We start from the raw sequence: 18,551 nt of genomic DNA, 5'->3' as shown, positions 1-18,551 counted from the left end.
CAGCGGTGACGCTGACCATCGGGATCGACGTCGGTGGCACGAAGGTCGCCGGCGGTGTCGTGGACGAGACCGGCAAGGTGCTCGTGCACGCCCGACGGGACACTCCCGCCGAGGACGTCGCCAAGACCCGGGACGTCATCACGGACCTGGTCAGCGAGCTGGCCGCCGACCGGTCGATCGAGGCGGTCGGCGTCGGCGCGGCGGGCTGGATCGACGCCACCCGCTCCACCGTGCTCTTCGCCCCGAACCTCGCCTGGCGTGACGAGCCGCTGCGCGACTACGTCAGTAAGAAGAGCGGCCTGCCGGTGGTCGTCGAGAACGACGGGAACGTGGCCGCCTGGGCCGAGTTCCGCCACGGCGCCGCCCGGCACGCCGACGACTCCATGGTCATGTTCACCATCGGCACCGGTGTGGGCGGCGGCATCGTGCTCGGCGGCGAGCTGGTCCGCGGCGCGCACGGCATCGCCGCCGAGCTGGGCCACATGCTGACCGTCCCGGACGGCCACCAGTGCGGCTGCGGACGGCTCGGCTGCATCGAGCAGTACGCCAGCGGCAGCGCGCTGGTCCGCTTCGCCCGCGCCGCCGCCCGGCAGGAGCCGCAGCGGGCCGCGGCGCTGCTGGAGCTGGCCGGGGGTGAGGCCGAGGCGATCACCGGGCCGATGGTCACCGCGGCGGCCAAGGGCGGCGACCCGGTCTCGACCGAGGCGTTCGCCCAGGTCGGCCGCTGGCTCGGCACCAGCCTCGCGGACATGGCCCAGATCCTGGACCCGCAGGTGCTCGTCGTCGGCGGTGGCGTGATCGACGCCGGTGACCTGCTGATGGGGCCGACCCGGCGCTCCTACATCGACTCGCTCGCCCAGCGCAGCCGGCTTCCGGTCGCCGAGATCCGCCCGGCCGAGCTGGGCAACCGCGCGGGCGTCATCGGCGCCGCCGACCTGGCCCGGCGGATGTAGGCGGGCGGGTCGCCGTGACGGGAAGCTCCGGGGTGCCGCTGCGTGTGCTGTCGTACAACATCCACGGTCAGCGAGACGACCGGGCCGCGCTGGTCGCGGTGATCCGCGACGCCGCCCCGGACGTGGTGATCGTGCAGGAGGGCCCACGGCGGTTCCGCTGGCGGCGCAAGTCGGCCGCGCTCGCCGAGTCGGTCAACCTGGTGGTCGCGGGCGGCGGGCTGCCCGCGCTGGGCAACCTGCTGCTGACCAGCCTGCGGGTCCGGGTGCTCGCCACCCGGTGCCAGCGGTTCCCGCTCACCCCCGGGCGGCACCTGCGCGGCGCCGCGTACGCCGACTGCGTGGTCGCCGGCGGCGCCCGGTTCACCCTGGCCGGCTCGCACCTCTCCACCGACCCGGCCGAGCGTCCCGCGCAGGCCGCCGTCCTCAAACGGGAGCTGGGGGCCGCGACCACGCCCCTGGTGGTCGGCGCGGACCTCAACGAGGGACCGGACGGGCCGGCCTGGTCCACCGTCGCCCACGGGCTGACCGACGCGGCGGTCGCCGCCGACCGGGCCGAGCGGCTCACCTACTCCTGCGCCGACCCCCGGTCGCGGATCGACGCGCTCTTCGTCGACCCGCGGATCACCGTGGTCGACTACGACGTGGTGGACACCCCGCAGACCCGCCGGGCCAGCGACCACTTCCCGGTCCTGGTCGACCTGTTGCTGCCGGTAGCCGGCTGAGCGCACCCGGGTCGCGCCGGCCGCCTCCGTGCCGGCACTCGGCCGCGCCCGCAACCCGGTACCCGCCAGGGCTGGACAACCGGCTCCGATGTGGGGAGGATTTCGCGGCGACCGGCACCCGTGCCGCACAAAAGGAGATGTTCCGGTGACCACCTCCACCGACCGGCCCGATCCCGAGGCGACCACGCTCGCCCTGAGCCGCGACGGCCGCCCGGTCTCCGACCGGGGCGACACGGTCTGCGTCATCGGCGCCGGGGCCAGTGGCCTGGCAGCGATGAAGAACCTCAAGGAACACGGCTTCGGTGTCGACTGCTACGAGCGGGAGACCGGCGTCGGCGGCGCGTGGAACTGGCGCCACGACCGCAGCCCGGTCTACGCCAGCACCCACCTGATCTCGTCCCGGCCGTTCACCCAGTTCCCCGACTTCCCGATGCCGGACTCCTGGCCGGACTACCCGCACCACAGCCAGCTGCTGGCCTACTTCGAGCGGTACGCCGACCACTTCGACCTGCGCTCGCACATCTGGTTCGGCACCGAGGTGATCCGGGTCGAGCCCGTCGAGGGAGACGGCTGGGACGTCACCACCCGCAGCACCGGCGGATACGGCCCGGAACGCACCTCCCGCTACGCGGCAGTGGTGGTCGCCAACGGGCACAACTGGTCGCCGAAGCTCCCCGGCTACCCGGGGCTGGAGGAGTTCCGCGGCGAGGTCATGCACGCGTCCTCGTACAAGGACCCGGCCCAGCTGCGGGGCAAGCGGGTCCTGGTGGTCGGTGCCGGCAACACCGGCTGCGACATCGCCGTCGAGGCCGCGCAGCAGGCGTCGCACTGCTGGCACTCCACCCGGCGCGGCTACTGGTACGCCCCGAAGTACGTCCTCGGGCGCCCCGCCGACCAGGTCAATGACACCTTGCTCGCGCTGCGGGTACCGCTGCGGATGCGGCAGTGGCTCTACCACTCGACGCTGCGCCTCACCGTCGGCGACCTGACCCGGTTCGGGCTGCCGGCGCCGGACCACCGGGTCTACGAGACCCATCCGATCGCGAACAGCCAGCTCGTCTACCACGTGGGGCACGGGGCGATCACGCCCGTGCCGGAGGTCGCCGGCTTCAACCCGTACGGGGTGCAGCTCACCGACGGCCGGCAGATCGAACCGGAGCTGGTCGTCTTCGCCACCGGCTATCTGCCGCGCTTCGACTTCCTCGATCCGAAGGTGCTCGGCGACGACTCCGGGACCGGCCGCCCCAACCTCTGGCTCAACGCGTTCGCGCCGGGACATCCCACGCTGGCCGTGGTCGGCCTGCTCCAGCCGGACTCGGGCCTGTTCCCGCTGGCGCACTGGCAGGCCGTGCTCTTCGCCCGGCTGCTGCAGGCACGCCGTACCCGCCCGGACCGGGCGGCGGCGTTCGCCGCGACCGCCCAGGCCCGGGCGGGGGAGCGCTACTCAGGACCGGTGAAGGAGAGCACCCGGCACTGGTTCGAGGTCGGGCACGTCGACTATCTGCGCGCCGTGCAGCGTGCCCTCGACTCCCTGGAGGGGAAGTGAGCGCGCGCCGCGGGCGAACCGTCGTCGAGGCCGCGTGCCGTCGCCCGGAGCGGGGCGGCAGCGCGAGTGAGCAGAGTGGGCCCGCGGGCCGGGCAGTCACGAGCGAAGGGCTGATTCCGTGAGCAGTGTCCGGGTCATCCGGGGGTCGGAGTGGGCGCGGCCGGTCCGGCCGGTCCGGCGTGAGGTGCTCAGCAACACCCCGGAGCTGGAGGAGGGGCGCTCGCCGCTGCTCTTCGTACCGGGCTTCGGGCACGGGGCGTGGGCGTTCGCCGAGCACTGGCTGGGGCATGCGGTGTCCCGCGGGTTCCCCGCGCACGCGGTGAGCCTGCGTGGCCACGGCGGCAGCGAGGCCGCGCCGAAGGCGTCGCTGCGGGCGTACGTCCACGACGTGGTCCAGGTGGCCGCGGGCCTGCCGCGCCAGGCGGTGCTGGTGGGACACGGCGCCGGGGCACTCGTGGTGGCGCACGCGCTGGCCCGCTACCCGGCCCGGGCGGCGGTGCTGGTCTCGCCGGTCTTCGGCGGTTGGGGGACGCTCGGCACCGCGCTCCGGCGCAACCCGGCGGGTACGCTGCCCGCCGCGTTCGGCGGGCGGTTGCGGCTGAGCCGCGCGCAGCTGTTCAGCCGTGAGCTGCCCGACTCGGAGGCCCGGCGGTACGTCTCGACGCTGGGCCGGGCGAGCCGGCGGGCCCAGTGGCAGCTGCTGACCCGCCCGGAGCTGGAGCCGCCGGTGGGCGACCCGCCGGTGCTGGTGCTGGGCAGCCCCGACGACCGGGTGGTGCCGGCCGCCGCGCTCAGCCGGGTGGCCCGCCGCTACGGTTCGGCGCCGCTGCTCTTCCCCGGGATGGGGCACGACCTGATGCTCGACGCCCGGTGGCGGGAGCCGATCGACGCGCTGCTGGACTGGCTCGAGAAGGAGCCGGCGGCGCACTGACCGGTCAGCCGCCCGACGGGTGCTCGACCCGGGTGGCGGAGCGGTCCGGCTGGCCGGGCACGGTGATCGAGGCGGCGTCCGTCCCGCTCACCAGCCGCCGCACCAGCGGGCCGGTTTCATCCAGGGCGCTGAGGTAGGAGCGCGCCCACGCCCGGATGTCGTGCTCGTGCAGGTGCGCCCGCATCGCCCGCATCCGCCGGCTGACGTCGGCCGGGGCGGCGTGCAGCGCGGCGAGCAGCCCCTCCTTCAGCCCTTCCAGGTCGTGCGGGTTCACCAGGTACGCCTGGGACAGCTCGGCGGCCGTCCCGGCGAACTCGCTGAGCAGCAGCGCGCCGGTGTCGTCGACGCGGGCGGCCACGTACTCCTTGGCCACGAGGTTCATCCCGTCTCGCAGCGGGGTCACCGCCATCACGTCGGCGACCCGGTAGAGGGCCGCCAGCTCGGCCCGGTCGAACGGCTGGGTCAGGTAGTGGATCGCCGGCTCGCCGACCCGGCCGAACTCGCCGTTGATCCGTCCGACCTCGCGCTCGACCCGTTCCCGCAGGATCTGGTACTGGCCGACCCGTTCCCGGCTGGGCACGGCGACCTGCACCAGCACCGTGTCGCGGACCTTGACGTGCCCGCTCGCCAGCAGCTCGCTGTACGCCTTGAGCCGCTGCTCGATGCCCTTGGTGTAGTCCATCCGGTCGACGCTGAGGATCACCCGTTCGGGACGGCCGAGGTCCTGCCGCAGCCGTTGGGCCCGGGCGGCGACGTCGGGGCGGGCGGCGAGCGCGGCCATCTCGGCGGTGTCGATGGAGACCGGGAAGGCGCCGATGCGTACGACCCGCCCGTCGACACCGATCCGTCGGTCGGTGGCGGGCAGGCTCAGCACCTTCGCCACGAGCTGGGCGAAGTTGTGCGCGGCCTGGACGCGTTGGAACCCGATCAGGTCGGCGCCGAGCATGCCGCGCAGCAGTTCGGCCCGGCGGGGGAGCTGCATGAACAGCTCCGGCGGCGGGAACGGCACGTGCAGGAAGAAGCCGATCCGTAGGTCGGGCCGCATCGCCCGGAGCAGGCCGGGGAGCAGGTGCAGGTGGTAGTCCTGCACCCAGACCACCGCGCCCGGTTCGGCGACCTCGGCGGCGGCCTCCGCGAACCGCCGGTTGACCCGCTGGTACGCCTCCCACCAGCGCCGGTGGTGCTCCGGCTGCTCGACGGCGTCGTGGTAGAGCGGCCAGAGCGTCGAGTTGGCGAAGCCCTCGTAGTGGTCGCGCAGGTCCTCGGCGGTGAGCGGGACGGCGCGCATGTGCACCCCGTCGACGTCGGGCAGGGTGGGGGCGGGGCCCGTGCCGCCGGCCCAGCCGACCCAGGTCGCGGGGGTGTGCCGCAGCAGCGGGTGCAGCGCGCTCACCAGCCCGCCGGGGGTGCGCCGCCACTCGCAGGCGCCGTCGGGGGCGATGCTGTCGTCGATGGGTAGGCGGTTGGCCACGACGACGAGTGAACTATGTCGCATCTCGGGCATTCCGATCAGCAGTGGACTGACCGCCACGAGAAAGGAACAACCGGTCAGTCAGCGGTGGACGTGACGTTCAGCGGTATTCCTGCTGACCGTAAGTTACACCACTGACACACCCACCGTGGGCGGGCGTCGTCCCGCGATGCGGTCGGTGACCGCCCGGTAGCGGAGGGGTCAGACGACCGCGCCGTCGTCGGGATCGCGGTCGTCCTCGTCGCCGCCGGGGCGCAGCCGCCAGACGAGCGTGACGAAACCGGCGAGGATCCCGGTGAAGCCGACCAACGTGACCATCGAACGGTCGATCGGGAGCAGCGACGGAAAGAGGAAGAGCACGAAGCCGACCACCACGGCGAGCACGCCGACCGCGGCGTACTTGGAGATTCGCGGCAGCGGCGGCGGAGGCGGCGGGGTGTAGCGCTCGTCCTCGTCGTCGGGCAGGTCGGCGCCGAAGGTGTCCAGCCCGTCGAGCAGCGACGGCTCGTCGTGCCGGTCGGTGCGCCCGACCGAGACGCCGGAGATGTCGGCCGCGTACGGCAGGCGGCGTACATCGGTCGCGGTCGGCCCGGCCTCGTCGGTCCCCGCCCGGGTCAGCGGGCCGGCGGCCGGCCCGCTCGGCTCGTCGATGTCCTCGGCGGCCGGCCAGGGGTTGGCGCCGGCGGTCGGCGTGGTGTGGAAGCCGGCCACGATCCGTGCCCACTCGGCGTCGATGTCCGGCTCGTCGGTGGGGGGCTGCTCCGGCGTGCCCTCGTCGGCGAGCTGGCTCAGGTAGTCCCGCGCGGTCGTCAGGTGCGAGCGGTCGACGTAGAGGCGGTCGACCGGCCGGGCCGGGACCGTGGTGGTGCGGGTGACCGGGTTGAGATCGGCCGACGGCTGGAGGTACGCGGCGATGCCGCCGGCGGCCAGGACGTCCAGCAGGTGTTCGCCGACGCGTGGATCGACGTCGCCGGCGATGGCGTACTCGCTCGCGTCGAGCCCGTTGTCCCGCCGTCCCCGGCGGGCCCCACCCGCTGACACCGGACACCCTCCTCAACGCGCCTGCGGCGCGGCCGCCCCATCCCCCACGGCGTGACCCGCACGCCGTGCTTTGAATCGTGACACGTCACGACCCTGTTGCGGGAGTGCGTTGTGTCGCGTCTTCCAAACTCGGACCCCGTGTCGCTGGTCGCGGGCAGCGTCGTATGTCTGTTTGTGCGGAGAACGGCAGGCGGTCCGCAGGGCGGAATGCGCCCGGACGCGCGAGCCCGGCCGCCGACGGATGATCGACTCGAACGTCCATGGAGCAGGGCGGTCCGGGTGAGCGGGAGACCCCGACTTCCTCGAACCCGAGTCGATCACGAACTGGTCATCGGGCGTTCGGGGCGGCGACCGTGTCGGCGACCGACACCCGGACCGGATCCGGGTCCGCCCAGCTCCAGTTCGGGTGGGCGCGGTTGGTGAGCAGCACGAGGACCAGCTGCCGGGCCGGGTCGACCAGCAGGGAGGTGCCCGTGAAGCCGGTGTGCCCGAAGGTGCGGGGACCGCTCAGCCGGCCCATGAACCAGGGCTGGTCGAGCACGACGCCGAGACCGTGCGCCGAGGTGCGGTGCGGGCGCTCCGGATCCACGGCCGGCAGCCCCGCGTTCACGTTCTCGAGCATCCGCCGGGTGAGCTCCTCCGACAGGATCCGGGTGCCCCGGTAAGCGCCACCGCCCAGCAGCAGCTGCCCGATGACGGCCACCTCGGCGGCGGTGCTGAAGATGCCCGCGTGGCCCGCGATCCCACCCATGTGGTTGGCGACGTCGTCGTGCACCACCCCGCGCAGCAGCCCCCGCGACGAGCGGGCGTCGGTGGCGACGAGCCGGGCCGCCTGCTCCGCGGCGCTCAGCCAGGTCTTCGGCTTGAAGCCGGTGTCGTGCAGGCCGAGGGGACCGGTCAGCCCGGCCCGGAGCGCCTGGTCCAGCGGCCGGCCGGTGACCTTCTCCACGAGGAACGCGAGCACCATGAACCCGACGCTGGAGTAGCGGAAGACCGTGCCGGGCGTGGCCCCGCTGACCAGGGGAGTGGCCAGCACCGCCGCCCGGCGAGCCGCGTCGTCGGGCAGGCCGACCACCTTGGCGCCGACCGGCAGGCCGCTGGTGTGCGCCAGCAGCATCGCGACGGTGATCTTGTCCTTGCCGGCGCCGGTGAACCCGGGCAGGTGGTCCACCACCTTCGTGTCCAGCTTCAGCTGCCCGCTGTCGACCTGCTGCAGGGCGAGGATCGCCGTGTAGACCTTGGTGAGCGAGGCGAGGTCGAAGATCGAGTCGTACCGCATCGCGACCTGCTTGGACTCGGGCAGCAGCACCGGGCCGGCGCCGTACCGCAGCGCCTTGCCCACCCACGCCTTCGCCAGGTCCGCCCCGTTCAGCTGGCAGAGCGTGACCGCGCCCGCGTACGCCGGATGGTCGGGGTTGTCGTCGGTCGGGGAGAGATGACGGTCGAGGGTCAGGCGCAACCTGCCGGCCAGGTCGGTCCGGCCGCGTCCGGGCGCGGGCGCGGCGGGATCGGGCGCGGCCTGGCCGGTGCCGCGCGCGGGCGCCCGGCCCGGCGCGGACGGCGGGGCGGCGCTCCCGCTCGCGGCGGGGCTGGTGGCCGGCTCGGCCGCGACCGGACGGGTCACCTCCCGGCAGCCGGCGAGGGCTGCGGACGCGGCCGCGAGACCGGCCCCGAGCACGGTACGGCGGTGCAGCGACATGCGGCGCATCATGACAGGCGAAATCGACAGGTGTCAGTCCGCCGAGGAGTCCGTTGTGGCCGGTGCCCGTGCTTCGTAGGCTTCTTCCCCTGTCGACCGTCCGGCCTCCCGACCGACAGGCCGAGGGCGGACGACGTCGTGACCGCCACTGGGAAAGGACGCCGGTGTTCTACTGGCTGATGAAGTACGTCCTGCTCGGCCCGCTGCTGCGGGTGCTCTTCCGTCCGCAGGTGGAGGGGCTGCACCACGTACCGGCCACCGGCCCGGTGATCCTGGCCAGCAACCACCTCTCCTTCTCCGACTCGATCTTCACCCCGTTGATGGTCAAGCGGAAGGTCACCTTCGTGGCCAAGGCCGAGTACTTCACCGGCAAGGGGATCAAGGGCTGGCTGACCAAGATGTTCTTCGTCAGCACCGGCACCATCCCCGTCGACCGCTCCGGCGGGCGGGCGGCCCGAGCCGCCCTCGACACCCAGCTGGAGGTGCTGCGGGGCGGGGGCATCGCCGGCATCTACCCGGAGGGCACCCGCTCGCCGGACGGCCGGCTCTACCGGGGCAAGACCGGGGTGGCCCGGCTGGCCCTGGAGAGCGGCGCGCCGGTGGTGCCGGTGGTGATGCTGAACGCCGACGAGATCCAGCCACCCGGCAAGCTGATCCCGAAGATCGCCCGGGTGCGGATCCGGTTCGGGGCCCCGCTCGACTTCTCCCGCTACCGCGGCCTGACCGGTGACCGGTTCGTCGAGCGTGCGGTCACCGACGAGATCATGTACGACCTGATGGAGCTCTCCGGCCGCGAGTACGTCGACGTGTACGCGCAGAAGATGAAGAACCAGCCCGCCGCGCCGGTGGCCGCCTGACCCGGCTAGCGGACACCCGCCAACCGGAGCAGCCCGGCGGCGTCGTTGCGGATCGCGAACTCGTGCAGCCGGGCCCGGGCCTCGGCCGCGCCCGCCGGGTCGACCGCCGAGCGCGGACCGATCGACAGCGCGGTCGTGATGATCTCGTCGGTCACGTCGGTCATCCGCGCGTAGCTCGCCGCCGCGCCCCGCATCAGCTCGGCGGCGGTACCGGGGTCGCCCGCGGCGTTGGCAAGGACGGCGTCGGCGACCTGACCGGCCGCCCGCGCCCAGGGGGTCATCCGGGGCGCCCGGCCCAGCAGGTCCCGCACGAGCCGGGCCGCGTCGGGGCCGAGCACCCCGGCGACGTGCCCGACCGCCGGCACCCACTCGGCGAACGGGATCATCTGGGTCCGCCGCCAGTCCTCGTCCAGCTCGGTGAGCAGCGCCATCGCCTCGTCCCGCCGGCCCTGCACCGCCCGGCAGAGCGCCGCGTGCGCCAGCGTGGAGCGCAGCACCCGGTGGAAGCCGCTGCGGCGCGCGGCGACCACCGCCTGCTCGACCAGGTCCCCGGCGTCGCCGGCCGCCCCGGCCTCCCGCAGCGGCCGCGTCACGCGCAACCCGCGCATCCACCCCGACACCGCCACGATGTGCAGGTCCCACTCCGCGGTCGGCCGGCGCGTCGACTCCGCGGCCGTGGCCAACGCCGACGTCCACTCGCCCGCGTAGTAGGCCCGGGCCCACTGGTCCTCGAAGCTGGTGGCGATGCTGTGCTCGCCGCCGAGGTCCAGCGTCCGCTGCTCGTCCACCAGCCGGGCCGAGCCGGCGAGGTCCCCCTCCTCCTGCAACGCCCAGGCGAGGTTCTGCACCGCCCGGCGGCGGCTGGCCAGCCGCTCCAGCCGGCAGTGCTCGGTCACCTCGGCGAGCTCGGCGTACGCGTCGCCGGAGCCGGCCATGTAGCGCGCGACGGCGAGGGTGATCCGGGCGTTCGCCTGCGACTCCCGCAGCTGCAGCCGCTCGGCCAGCGCAGCGGCGGCCTGGGCGGCGGCGCACGCCGGCTCGGTCTCCGCGTTGAGCATGTGCACCCGGGCGAGCTCCAGCAGGGCGCCCGCCTTCTCCTGGCTGTCCGGCAGCTCGGTGTAGAGGCCGATCGCCCGGTCCAGGAAACGCTGGGTGGCCGGCCGGTCGGCCCGGCTCCAGGCGGCGGTCGCCAGGAGCGTCCAGGCCCGCGCCGCGCCCGTACGGTCACCGTCCTCGGTGAGCCGGCGGGCGAGCCGGGCCAGGATGTCCGCACCGCCGGCCACCAGGAACGCGTCACCGTCGCGGTAGAACGCCAGCTCGGTGTCGAAGAGCTCCAGCGCCGGATCCGGCGGCAGGTCCAGCGCCAGCGCCCGCCCGACCAGCGTGGCGGCGGTCTCCAGCGCGTGCAGCTCGTACGCCCGCCGGGCCGCCCGGTGCAGGGCGTTGCGCGCCGGCCGGGCGTACGGGCTGGTGTCCACGCCGACCGTCCGGGCGATCTCGTGCGCCGCCCAGCGGTGGTTGGCCAGCACCTCGGCCAGGTCGTGCTGCCGGCCGTCGGCGAGCTGCTCCAGCCAGTCGGCGGTGTGGTGGTGGCGCAGCACCCGCTCGGCCCGGGGCAGCCGCTGGTAGCAGACGTCCCGCACCAGGACGTGCCGGAACCGGAACTCCGACTGGCCGGGCATCGTCGTGCTGGTCTGCTCGTACACCAGGTCACGGCGTTGCAGCCGGTCCAGCGCCCGCTCCACCCAGCCCACCGGCCGGCCGAGCGCGGTGGCCACCGGCGCGGCCCAGAACTGCACGCCGACCACCGCGGCGGCCTGCAGGACCGCCCGGTCGGCCGGGTCCAGCAGGTCGAGCCGGTTGGCGATGACGGCCTGCACCGTCCGGGGCATCTCCGCGCCGCCGGCCGGCCCGACCGAGCCGACCCCGTCCAGGAGGCCGCCGTCGAGCAGCATCCGGGCGTACTCCTGCGCGTAGAGCGGGTTGCCGTCGGCGAACTCGATGAGCGGGGTGCGCTGCGTCGACGGCAGCGTCGCCTTCCCCAGCAGCAGCGAGTAGAGGGTGTCGATGTCGGAGTCGTGCATCGGCGGCACCGAGATGGACATGGCGCCGCTGATCGTGCCGGTCCACGCCGGATGCCGCTCCCGCAGCTCCGGCCGGGCGGTCGCGACCACCAGCAGCGGCACGCCCCGGGCCGTCGCGCCCAACTGCTCGACGAAGGCGAGCAGGGTCTGGTCCGCCCAGTGCATGTCCTCGAAGACCAGCACGGTCGGCCCGGCGGCGGCCAACGCGAGCAGGAACCGCCGCCACGCCGCCTCGGTCTCGCCGAGGGTGAGCCGCTCGCCCGGCAGACCGAGCAGCGGGCCGAGCGCCTCGGCCAGCCGTACGGCGTGCGGGTCGGCGAGCTGACCCAGCCGGGCGCGCAGCCGGTCGCGCAGCGCCACCGGGTCCTCGGCCCCCGGCATCGCCACCCAGCTCTTCACGATGTCCGTGAGCGCCGCCCAGGTGACGTTCTCGCCGAACGGTGGACACTGCCCGACGAGCCAGGTGATCGGCGGCCCGGGCAGGCTGCCGGCGTGCCGGGCGAGTTCGCGCAGCAGGCGACTCTTGCCCACCCCCGCCGGGCCGAAGACCGTCATCAGCTGCGACGTCCGCTCATTGACCATCCGGTGCAGCGCGTTGACCAGCAGGCCGCGCTCGTGCTCGCGGTCCACCATCGGGGTCAGCTCGGCCGTTCGCGGGTCGCGGTGCGGCTTGGCCCGGACGGCCAGCCAGATGCGGCTCACCGCCGAGCGGCCGCGCAGCGTGACCGGCGGACGGTCGGCGTACTCGAGCTCGTGACGGGTGGCCGACCAGGTGGCCTCGTCGACCACGACGCCGCCGGACGGGGCGAGGGACTGCAACCGGGAGGCGGTGTTGACCACGTCGCCCGTCACGAACGCCTGGCCGCCGTCGCGGGTGGCCGAGAGGTCGACCAGGGCCTCACCGGTGGCGATACCGACCCGGAAGCCGAGCGCCGGCCGCGCGCCGTCCGGCTGGCGGGCCAGGTTGCGTTGCAACTCGAGGCCGGCGCGGACACAGCGCAGCGCGTCGTTGTCGGTGGCGACCGGCGCGCCGAAGAGCGCCATCACCGCGTCGCCGATGTACTTCTCGACCACCCCGCCGTACTGGTGCACGATCCGGCGCACCGCGGCGAAGTACGCCTGCTGCAGGCCACGGGCCTGCTCCGGGTCGGCCCGTTCGGCGTACGCGGTGAAGTCCACGATGTCCACGAAGAGGACACTGACCTGTCGCCGGTCCTCCTGGACGGTCACCACGTGGTCGCGCAGCGGGTGCCCGCAGCTGGTGCAGAAGTTGGCCTCGGTGCTGTTGGCGTGGCCACACTGCGCGCAGCTCACGGCGAGCGGCTGGCCGCATCCGCCGCAGAAGCGGTCGTCCGGTCCAGCCGCGCGTGCGCAGTGTCCACACTTCAGGTCGATGTCCAGCTCCGTACGCAGAGAGCGCCAGTATCGCCGCGCGCGGGCCCAGTCGGGTACCCGACGTGCGGGCGGGCCTCGCGCCCGATCGGTCGGGGCTAGTCTTCCGTACCAGGAAATTTCACGTCAGGAGAGTGCCGTGCAGGTGCGATTGTCCGCCCCGTGGACCGATCCGGCTGGCAGGGTGTGGGCTGCGGGGGACACGATCGACGTCGACGCGGTGATTCTCGCCGAGCTGGAGGAGCAGGGCATGGTGGAAGAGCCCAAGGGTCAGGCGAGCGGGTCGGCGGAGACGACGACCACGCCCGCGGCGCCCAAGCCGACCGATCCGACCAAGATCGGCCCGGGGCCCGGTGCCCCGCCGGCCGACGACAACGACAACTGAGCAACCGGGTGGGGCCGGCGGGCAGGAGCCTGACGGCCCCATCCGTCTGCGCCGACGGCGTCGGCGTACGACGAGCCGGCCGCGTGGGGGACCGGGCCGTCCGATGCGGACGATCCCCGGCCAACCGGCCCTCGGCCGGTCTCCTCTCCGGCGTCAGCGGTCGTTCATGCCCGCGCGTCGGCGCAGCGCCGCCACGTCGGTGACCACGATGCGGCGCCCCTCGGTACGCAGCCAGCCGCGGTTGGCGAACGAACCGATCGCCTGGTTGACGCTCTGCCGGGAGCCGCCGGCCATCTCCGCCAGCTGACTCTGGTTGAGCTCGATGGTGATCATCGGCGCCTGACTCTCGCCGGCCAGCCGGACCAGCGTCTTGGCCACCCGACCGGGCAGGTCGAGGAAGACGTGGTCGGCGTTCTGCTCGGTGAGGCGGCGGATCAGCGCGCCGAGGGACCGCATCACGGCGTCGAGGATGCGCGGATTGGAGTGCACCAGCTCCATGAAGGCGCCCCGGGAGAGCGCGAGGGCGGTGCAGTCCTCGATCGCCTCGGCGGAGGCGGAGCGGGTGGAGGCGTCCAACAGGGAGACCTCGCCCAGCACGTCCGGGGGACGGATCACCGACAGCACGGCCCGTTCGCCGGTCGGGGCGGTGCGGAAGACCGCGACCGCGCCCCGGCGCAGCACGATCAGGGACTCGCCCGGGTCGTTCTCGACGAAGAGCAGCTGACCCTTGCGGTACGTGCGTGGCACGGCGGCGGCGATGACGCGCTGCCGCACCTCCGGCTCGAGCCCGGCGAACATCTCCACACCCGTGAGTGCGTCACCCGGCTCCGGAAGGCGAACCCCCTCCACGGCCCAACCCCTCCCCGGTCAAGGACCACAACACGCACCGGTGAACCTGACGGGCCTCGACGGTTGGTGAGCTGACACCGTTCGGCGCGGGTAGCGGTACACATCAGATCATGACGGTCGTGTCGCTTGCTGTACACCCCTGAAATCACTTCCGTGACACTCCCGAGCTGCGGCAACCGGCATCGTGGGGTGGCGGATCCAGCTGGTGGGGCCGGGGAGGCGTTATCCGGCCGGCGGCGGCCGTGCGGGTGCGGGGCCCGCGCGGCCGCCGCCGGCGTACGACGAGGAGCGCCGGCCCGGTGTCGGCCGCGGTGCCTGCCCCCGCCCGACGCGCCGAACCGGCGGTGGGCGAGGATGTCAGTGATGGCCTACCGCTACTTCTACGACTGCGAGTTCATCGAGGACGGCTCGATCGTCGACCTCGTCTCGATCGGCGTCGTCGACGAGTTCGGCCGCGAGTTCTACGCGGTCTCCACGGAGTTCGACGGCTCCCGGGCGATCCCGTGGGTCCGCCGCAACGTGCTGGACCGGCTGCCGTCCCCGGCCGACCGCGCCTGGCGCTCCCGCGAGCGCATCCGGGACGAGCTGTACGACTTCCTGACCGAGCCGGTCCGCGGCCGCCCCGGGGAGCAGATCGAGCTGTGGGCCTGGTACGCCGCGTACGACCACGTGGTGCTGGCGCAGCTGTGGGGGGCGATGCCGGCGCTGCCCCGGGAGATCCCGCGGTTCACCAAGGAGCTGCGGCAGCTCTGGGACGACCGGGGCCGCCCGCCGCTGCCGGAGGCCGAGGCGGCCCGGCACGACGCGCTGGTCGACGCCCGGCACAACCTGGCCCGGTGGCGGGCCATGACCGCGCGCTGAGCCCCCGACGGCGGGCGGTTCTCCTCCGCCGGGGCGGTGGTCGGTCCGCCGGTGGCGACGAGCGCCCGCCGGGGCGACGGACGGCCACCCACGGTGACGGTGCCGGCGCGATCCACGAGGGTCCGCGGCGCGGCGACCGCCGGTGGGCCGGAGCGGAAACCGGGAGGTCCGGCACGGAACACCCCGTTCCCGGGCGCACCACGCGGGCCGCGCTGTCGCCGCTCGGACGGGCGGACTACAGTGCGCAGTGACGGCCCGCCCCGGGCCGGCAACGGCGCCGATGTCTGATCGACACCTAACCTGGGGCTTACGAGGGCTTCATCTTGATGCTCCAGGAGGATGAGCAGATCATGCGTATCGGCGTGCTCACCGGTGGTGGCGACTGCCCTGGTCTCAACGCGGTCATCCGCGCGGTGGTCCGCAAGGGCGTGGCCACGTACGGTCACGAGTTCGTGGGCTTCCAGGACGGTTGGAAGGGCCCGCTGGAGGGTCTGTCCAAGCCGCTGGGCATCGCGGAGGTCCGCGGCATCCTGCCGCGCGGCGGCACCATCCTCGGCTCGTCCCGGACCAACCCGTTCAAGATCGAGAACGGCGTGGAGCGGATCAAGGACAACCTCGCCGCGCAGGGCGTGGACGCCCTGATCGCGATCGGCGGCGAGGACACCCTCGGCGTCGCCACCAAGCTCTACGAGCTGGGCGTGCACGTCATCGGCGTGCCGAAGACGATCGACAACGACCTGGGCGCCACCGACTACACGTTCGGCTTCGACACCGCCGTGAACATCGCGATGGAGGCGATCGACCGGCTGCACACCACCGCCGAGAGCCACCACCGCACCCTCGTCGTCGAGGTGATGGGCCGCCACGCCGGCTGGATCGCGCTGCACGCGGGCCTCGCCGGCGGCGCCAACGTGATCCTCCTGCCGGAGCGGAACTTCGACGTCGAGCAGGTCGCCGGCTACGTCGAGAAGCGCTTCCAGCACCAGTACGCCCCGATCGTGGTCGTCGCCGAGGGCGCCCAGCCGCTGGAGGGCCAGATGGTCCTGCAGAACCAGGAGCTCGACGCGTTCGGCCACGTCCGCCTCGGCGGCATCGGCCAGTGGCTCGCCGAGCAGCTGGAGGCGAAGACCGGCAAGGAGGCCCGCACGGTCGTGCTGGGCCACATCCAGCGCGGCGGCACCCCGACCGCGTTCGACCGGGTGCTCGCCACCCGCCTCGGCCTGCAGGCGATCGACGCCGCGCACGAGGGCGACTGGGGCAAGATGGTCGCGATGCAGAGCACGGACATCGTCCGGGTGCCGCTGGCCGAGGCCACCCGTGAGCTGAAGACCGTGCCGCTGGAGCGGTACGCCGAGGCCGAGGTCTTCTTCGGCAGCTGATTCACCGCCACGGCGCCGCGGTGGTCGTACGGCCACCGCGGCGTCGAGCGTGGCGAGGAGAGGGGTAGGGCGGCATGTCACCCGGGGTGCACACGATCGCGGTGATCGGCACCGGCAAGATCGGCGAGCTGGTCCTCTCCGGCCTGCTGCGCTCGGGCTGGCCGGCGGACCGGCTGCTCGCCACCGCCCGCCGCCCCGCCCGCGCCGAGGAGCTTTCCGGCCGGTACGGCGTACGGGTGGTGGAGAACCTCGTCGCGGTGGAGGAGGCCGAGGTGCTGGCGGTCGCGGTCAAGCCGCAGGACGCCGCCGCCCTGCTGGACGAGATCGGGCCGAAGGTCCCCGCCGACAAGCTGGTGATCTCGCTCTGCGCCGGCCTGCCCACCAGCTTCTTCAACCGGCGGCTGCCCGAGGGCACCCCGGTGGTCCGGGTCATGACCAACACGCCGGCGCTGGTCGACGAGGCGATGACCGCGATCTCCGCGGGCCCGCACGCCACCGGGGCGCACCTGGGTCTGGCCGAGGAGATGTTCAAGCCGCTGGGCGCGACGGTCCGGGTCCCCGAGTCCCAGCAGGACGCGGTCACCGCGCTCTCCGGCTCCGGGCCGGCCTACTTCTACCTGCTCGTCGAGGCGATGATCGACGCGGGCATCCTGCTCGGGCTGCCCCGGCAGGTGGCGCACGAGCTGATCGTGCAGACCGCGATCGGTTCGGCGGTGATGCTGCGGGACTCCGGCGAGCACCCGGTGAAGCTGCGCGAGGCGGTCACCTCGCCCGCCGGCACCACCATCTCCGCCGTGCGTGAGCTGGAGAAGCACGGCGTACGGGCGGCGCTGCTCGCCGCCCTCGAAGCGGCCCGGGACCGGGCCCGGGAGCTCGCCGGCCAGGCCGACTGAGCCCCCGGGGTCGCCTGGGGCGTGTGTCGAAGTCCTCGGTCGAGCCGAGGCGGAGTCCAGGCGGCGGTCCGGCAAGGCGGGATTCGTTCGGATACCGGTGTTGTATCCGGACGAAGCGCCGACGCCGCCGGTCGTCGTCTGGGCCCGCCGCAGGCCGGCCAGGGACTTCGACACACGCCCTAATAGAGCAGGTAGGGGCGGCGCGCCCGCTCGAACGCGGCCAGCTCGGGGGCCCAGGCGCCGACCACGTCGTCCACGTCCGCCCCCGCGTCGATCATCGTGCGCAGCCGGGGCGAGCCGGTGAGCTTGTCGATCCAGTACGGCCGGGCGGTGTCCCAGGAGTCCTGCCGCCAGGCGAACGCCGGATAGCGGTGCGCCTCCACCAGCATCGCGACCCCCGTCCGGACCGGGTCGTAGACGCCACGATCGATCACCTTCACCTCGACCCCGGCGCAGAGCTTGTTGAGCAGCGCCGGCTTCTGCCCGACCGAGGTCGGCGTGAAGTACGCCTCGCGGAACTCGACGCCGGGCAGGTCGCGGGCGTTGAGGCGGTCGCTCCAGTGGTAGTCGAACTCCTCGGCCAGGCCGCCGATCAGCTCGAACGGCCGGCAGGTGCCGCGGCCCTCGGTGATCGAGGCGACTCCTTCGAAGAGGCAGGTGCCGGGGTAGACCAGCGCGGTGTCCTGGGTGGGCATGTTCGGGCTCGGCATCACCCAGGGCAGGTCGGTGTCGGCCGCCAGCAGGCTGCGCTTCCAGTGGCGGCACTTGACGACGTGCAGGTCGACCGTGCCGCCGATCTCGGCGGGCAGGAACTTCGCGTTGAAGAAGCGCGCCAGCTCGCCCACGGTCATCCCGTGCTGCTGGACGATCTCCTTGAGCCCCACGCCCGAGGTGTAGCCCGGCGTCATCATCGGGCCGCGGGCGCGCCCGCCGACCGGGTTGGGCCGGTCCAGCACCACGTACCGCTTGCCGGTGCGGGCGGCGGCGGCCATCGAGGTGTACATGGTCCAGATGTAGGTGTAGAACCGGGCGCCGACGTCCTGGATGTCGAAGACGACCGTGTCGACCGCGGCTTCGGCGAACATGCTCTCCCACTTCGCCTGGGAGGCGCCGTACGCGTCGTAGACGGTGATCCCTGTGCGGGCGTCGATGCCGGTGCCCTCGCTGCCGCCGGCCTGCGCGGAGCCGCGGAAGCCGTGCTCGGGGCCGAACGCCGCGGCGATCTGGACCTCACCCGAGGCGTGCATCAGGTCGACCAGGTGCCGGTAGGCGGAGTCCACGCCGGTGGGGTTGGAGATCACCCCGACGCGCTGGTCGGCAAGCTCGGCGAAGTCGGACCGGACCAGTACGTCGAGCCCGGTCTCCACCCGGCGGAGCCCGGGCGTCGCGAGGCCGGGCGAGCCGGGCGCGACGGCGGCCGCCACCCCCACCGTCACCGCACCCGCACCGGTCAGGAATCGTCTGCGCTCCACGGTCCACCTCCCATCG

At 73.6% G+C, this 18,551-nt stretch carries 15 protein-coding genes; 9 read left to right on the top strand and 6 right to left on the bottom strand.

Translation table 11 applies throughout. The features are described from left to right. Positions 1 to 5: 5 nt before the first annotated feature. From D7147_RS15765 to D7147_RS15750, 4 genes are all read left to right on the top strand, one after another. Positions 6 to 953: an ROK family glucokinase gene (locus tag D7147_RS15765; protein ID WP_120678281.1), complete on the top strand. Its 948-nt coding sequence runs from the start codon at positions 6 to 8 to the stop codon at positions 951 to 953. 14 nt (positions 954 to 967) lie between these two features. Beyond that, complete coding sequence (locus D7147_RS15760) at positions 968 to 1,675, top strand: endonuclease/exonuclease/phosphatase family protein (protein ID WP_120678279.1); 708 nt, start codon at positions 968 to 970, stop codon at positions 1,673 to 1,675. A gap of 145 nt (positions 1,676 to 1,820) precedes the next feature. Next, a complete protein-coding gene (locus tag D7147_RS15755) occupies positions 1,821 to 3,221 on the top strand; it encodes a flavin-containing monooxygenase (RefSeq protein ID WP_120678277.1) in 1,401 nt (466 codons plus the stop codon). A gap of 118 nt (positions 3,222 to 3,339) precedes the next feature. Continuing rightward, positions 3,340 to 4,152: an alpha/beta hydrolase gene (locus D7147_RS15750; protein WP_120678275.1), complete on the top strand. Its 813-nt coding sequence runs from the start codon at positions 3,340 to 3,342 to the stop codon at positions 4,150 to 4,152. Positions 4,153 to 4,156: 4 nt separating this feature from the next. On the opposite strand, the gene D7147_RS15745 is transcribed toward D7147_RS15750, so the two are convergent. The 3 genes from D7147_RS15745 to D7147_RS15735 form a co-directional block, all read right to left on the bottom strand. Then, positions 4,157 to 5,647 carry an alpha,alpha-trehalose-phosphate synthase (UDP-forming) gene (locus tag D7147_RS15745; protein WP_120678912.1) on the bottom strand — a complete coding sequence of 497 codons (1,491 nt, stop codon included), beginning with the start codon at positions 5,645 to 5,647 and terminating at the stop codon, positions 4,157 to 4,159. Between the two features lie 177 nt (positions 5,648 to 5,824). Then, positions 5,825 to 6,664, bottom strand: a complete 840-nt coding sequence (locus D7147_RS15740; RefSeq protein WP_120678273.1) for a DUF308 domain-containing protein — start codon at positions 6,662 to 6,664, stop codon at positions 5,825 to 5,827. Between the two features lie 328 nt (positions 6,665 to 6,992). Next, complete coding sequence (locus tag D7147_RS15735; RefSeq protein WP_233563163.1) at positions 6,993 to 8,363, bottom strand: serine hydrolase domain-containing protein; 1,371 nt, start codon at positions 8,361 to 8,363, stop codon at positions 6,993 to 6,995. A gap of 164 nt (positions 8,364 to 8,527) precedes the next feature. On the opposite strand from D7147_RS15735, the gene D7147_RS15730 reads away from it, so the two are divergent. Next, positions 8,528 to 9,220 carry a lysophospholipid acyltransferase family protein gene (locus tag D7147_RS15730; protein ID WP_120678269.1) on the top strand — a complete coding sequence of 231 codons (693 nt, stop codon included), beginning with the start codon at positions 8,528 to 8,530 and terminating at the stop codon, positions 9,218 to 9,220. A 5-nt stretch (positions 9,221 to 9,225) separates the two neighbouring features. Here the strand turns inward: D7147_RS15730 and D7147_RS15725 are convergent, their stop codons facing one another. Then, positions 9,226 to 12,693, bottom strand: coding sequence for an ATP-binding protein (locus tag D7147_RS15725; RefSeq protein ID WP_120678267.1), 3,468 nt, complete (start codon positions 12,691 to 12,693; stop codon positions 9,226 to 9,228). 142 nt (positions 12,694 to 12,835) lie between these two features. Here D7147_RS15725 and D7147_RS15720 point away from each other — a divergent pair, with 142 nt between their 5' ends. Further along, on the top strand, positions 12,836 to 13,081 hold the full coding sequence (locus tag D7147_RS15720; protein WP_120678265.1) for a hypothetical protein: 246 nt from the start codon (positions 12,836 to 12,838) through the stop codon (positions 13,079 to 13,081). Positions 13,082 to 13,234: 153 nt separating this feature from the next. Here the strand turns inward: D7147_RS15720 and D7147_RS15715 are convergent, their stop codons facing one another. Then, complete coding sequence (locus tag D7147_RS15715) at positions 13,235 to 13,879, bottom strand: Crp/Fnr family transcriptional regulator (protein WP_120678910.1); 645 nt, start codon at positions 13,877 to 13,879, stop codon at positions 13,235 to 13,237. 414 nt (positions 13,880 to 14,293) lie between these two features. On the opposite strand from D7147_RS15715, the gene D7147_RS15710 reads away from it, so the two are divergent. The 3 genes from D7147_RS15710 to proC all read left to right on the top strand — a co-directional run bounded on the left by D7147_RS15710 (position 14,294) and on the right by proC (position 17,063). Beyond that, positions 14,294 to 14,791: a polyadenylate-specific 3'-exoribonuclease AS gene (locus tag D7147_RS15710; protein WP_120678264.1), complete on the top strand. Its 498-nt coding sequence runs from the start codon at positions 14,294 to 14,296 to the stop codon at positions 14,789 to 14,791. 350 nt (positions 14,792 to 15,141) lie between these two features. Continuing rightward, a complete protein-coding gene (locus D7147_RS15705) occupies positions 15,142 to 16,170 on the top strand; it encodes a 6-phosphofructokinase (RefSeq protein WP_120678908.1) in 1,029 nt (342 codons plus the stop codon). A 74-nt stretch (positions 16,171 to 16,244) separates the two neighbouring features. Further along, positions 16,245 to 17,063, top strand: coding sequence for a pyrroline-5-carboxylate reductase (gene proC / locus D7147_RS15700; protein ID WP_120678262.1), 819 nt, complete (start codon positions 16,245 to 16,247; stop codon positions 17,061 to 17,063). A gap of 179 nt (positions 17,064 to 17,242) precedes the next feature. Here proC and D7147_RS15695 read toward each other — a convergent pair whose 3' ends face one another. Further along, on the bottom strand, positions 17,243 to 18,535 hold the full coding sequence (locus D7147_RS15695) for an exo-beta-N-acetylmuramidase NamZ family protein (RefSeq protein WP_120678260.1): 1,293 nt from the start codon (positions 18,533 to 18,535) through the stop codon (positions 17,243 to 17,245). Between the last annotated feature and the right edge of the window lie 16 nt (positions 18,536 to 18,551).

The sequence above is a fragment of the Micromonospora musae genome (genome assembly GCF_003626545.1).
Taxonomy (GTDB): Bacteria; Actinomycetota; Actinomycetes; order Mycobacteriales; family Micromonosporaceae; genus Micromonospora; species Micromonospora musae.
The sequence above is the reverse complement of the archived record's forward strand: the minus strand, read 5'-3'. Positions and strand labels throughout refer to the sequence as shown.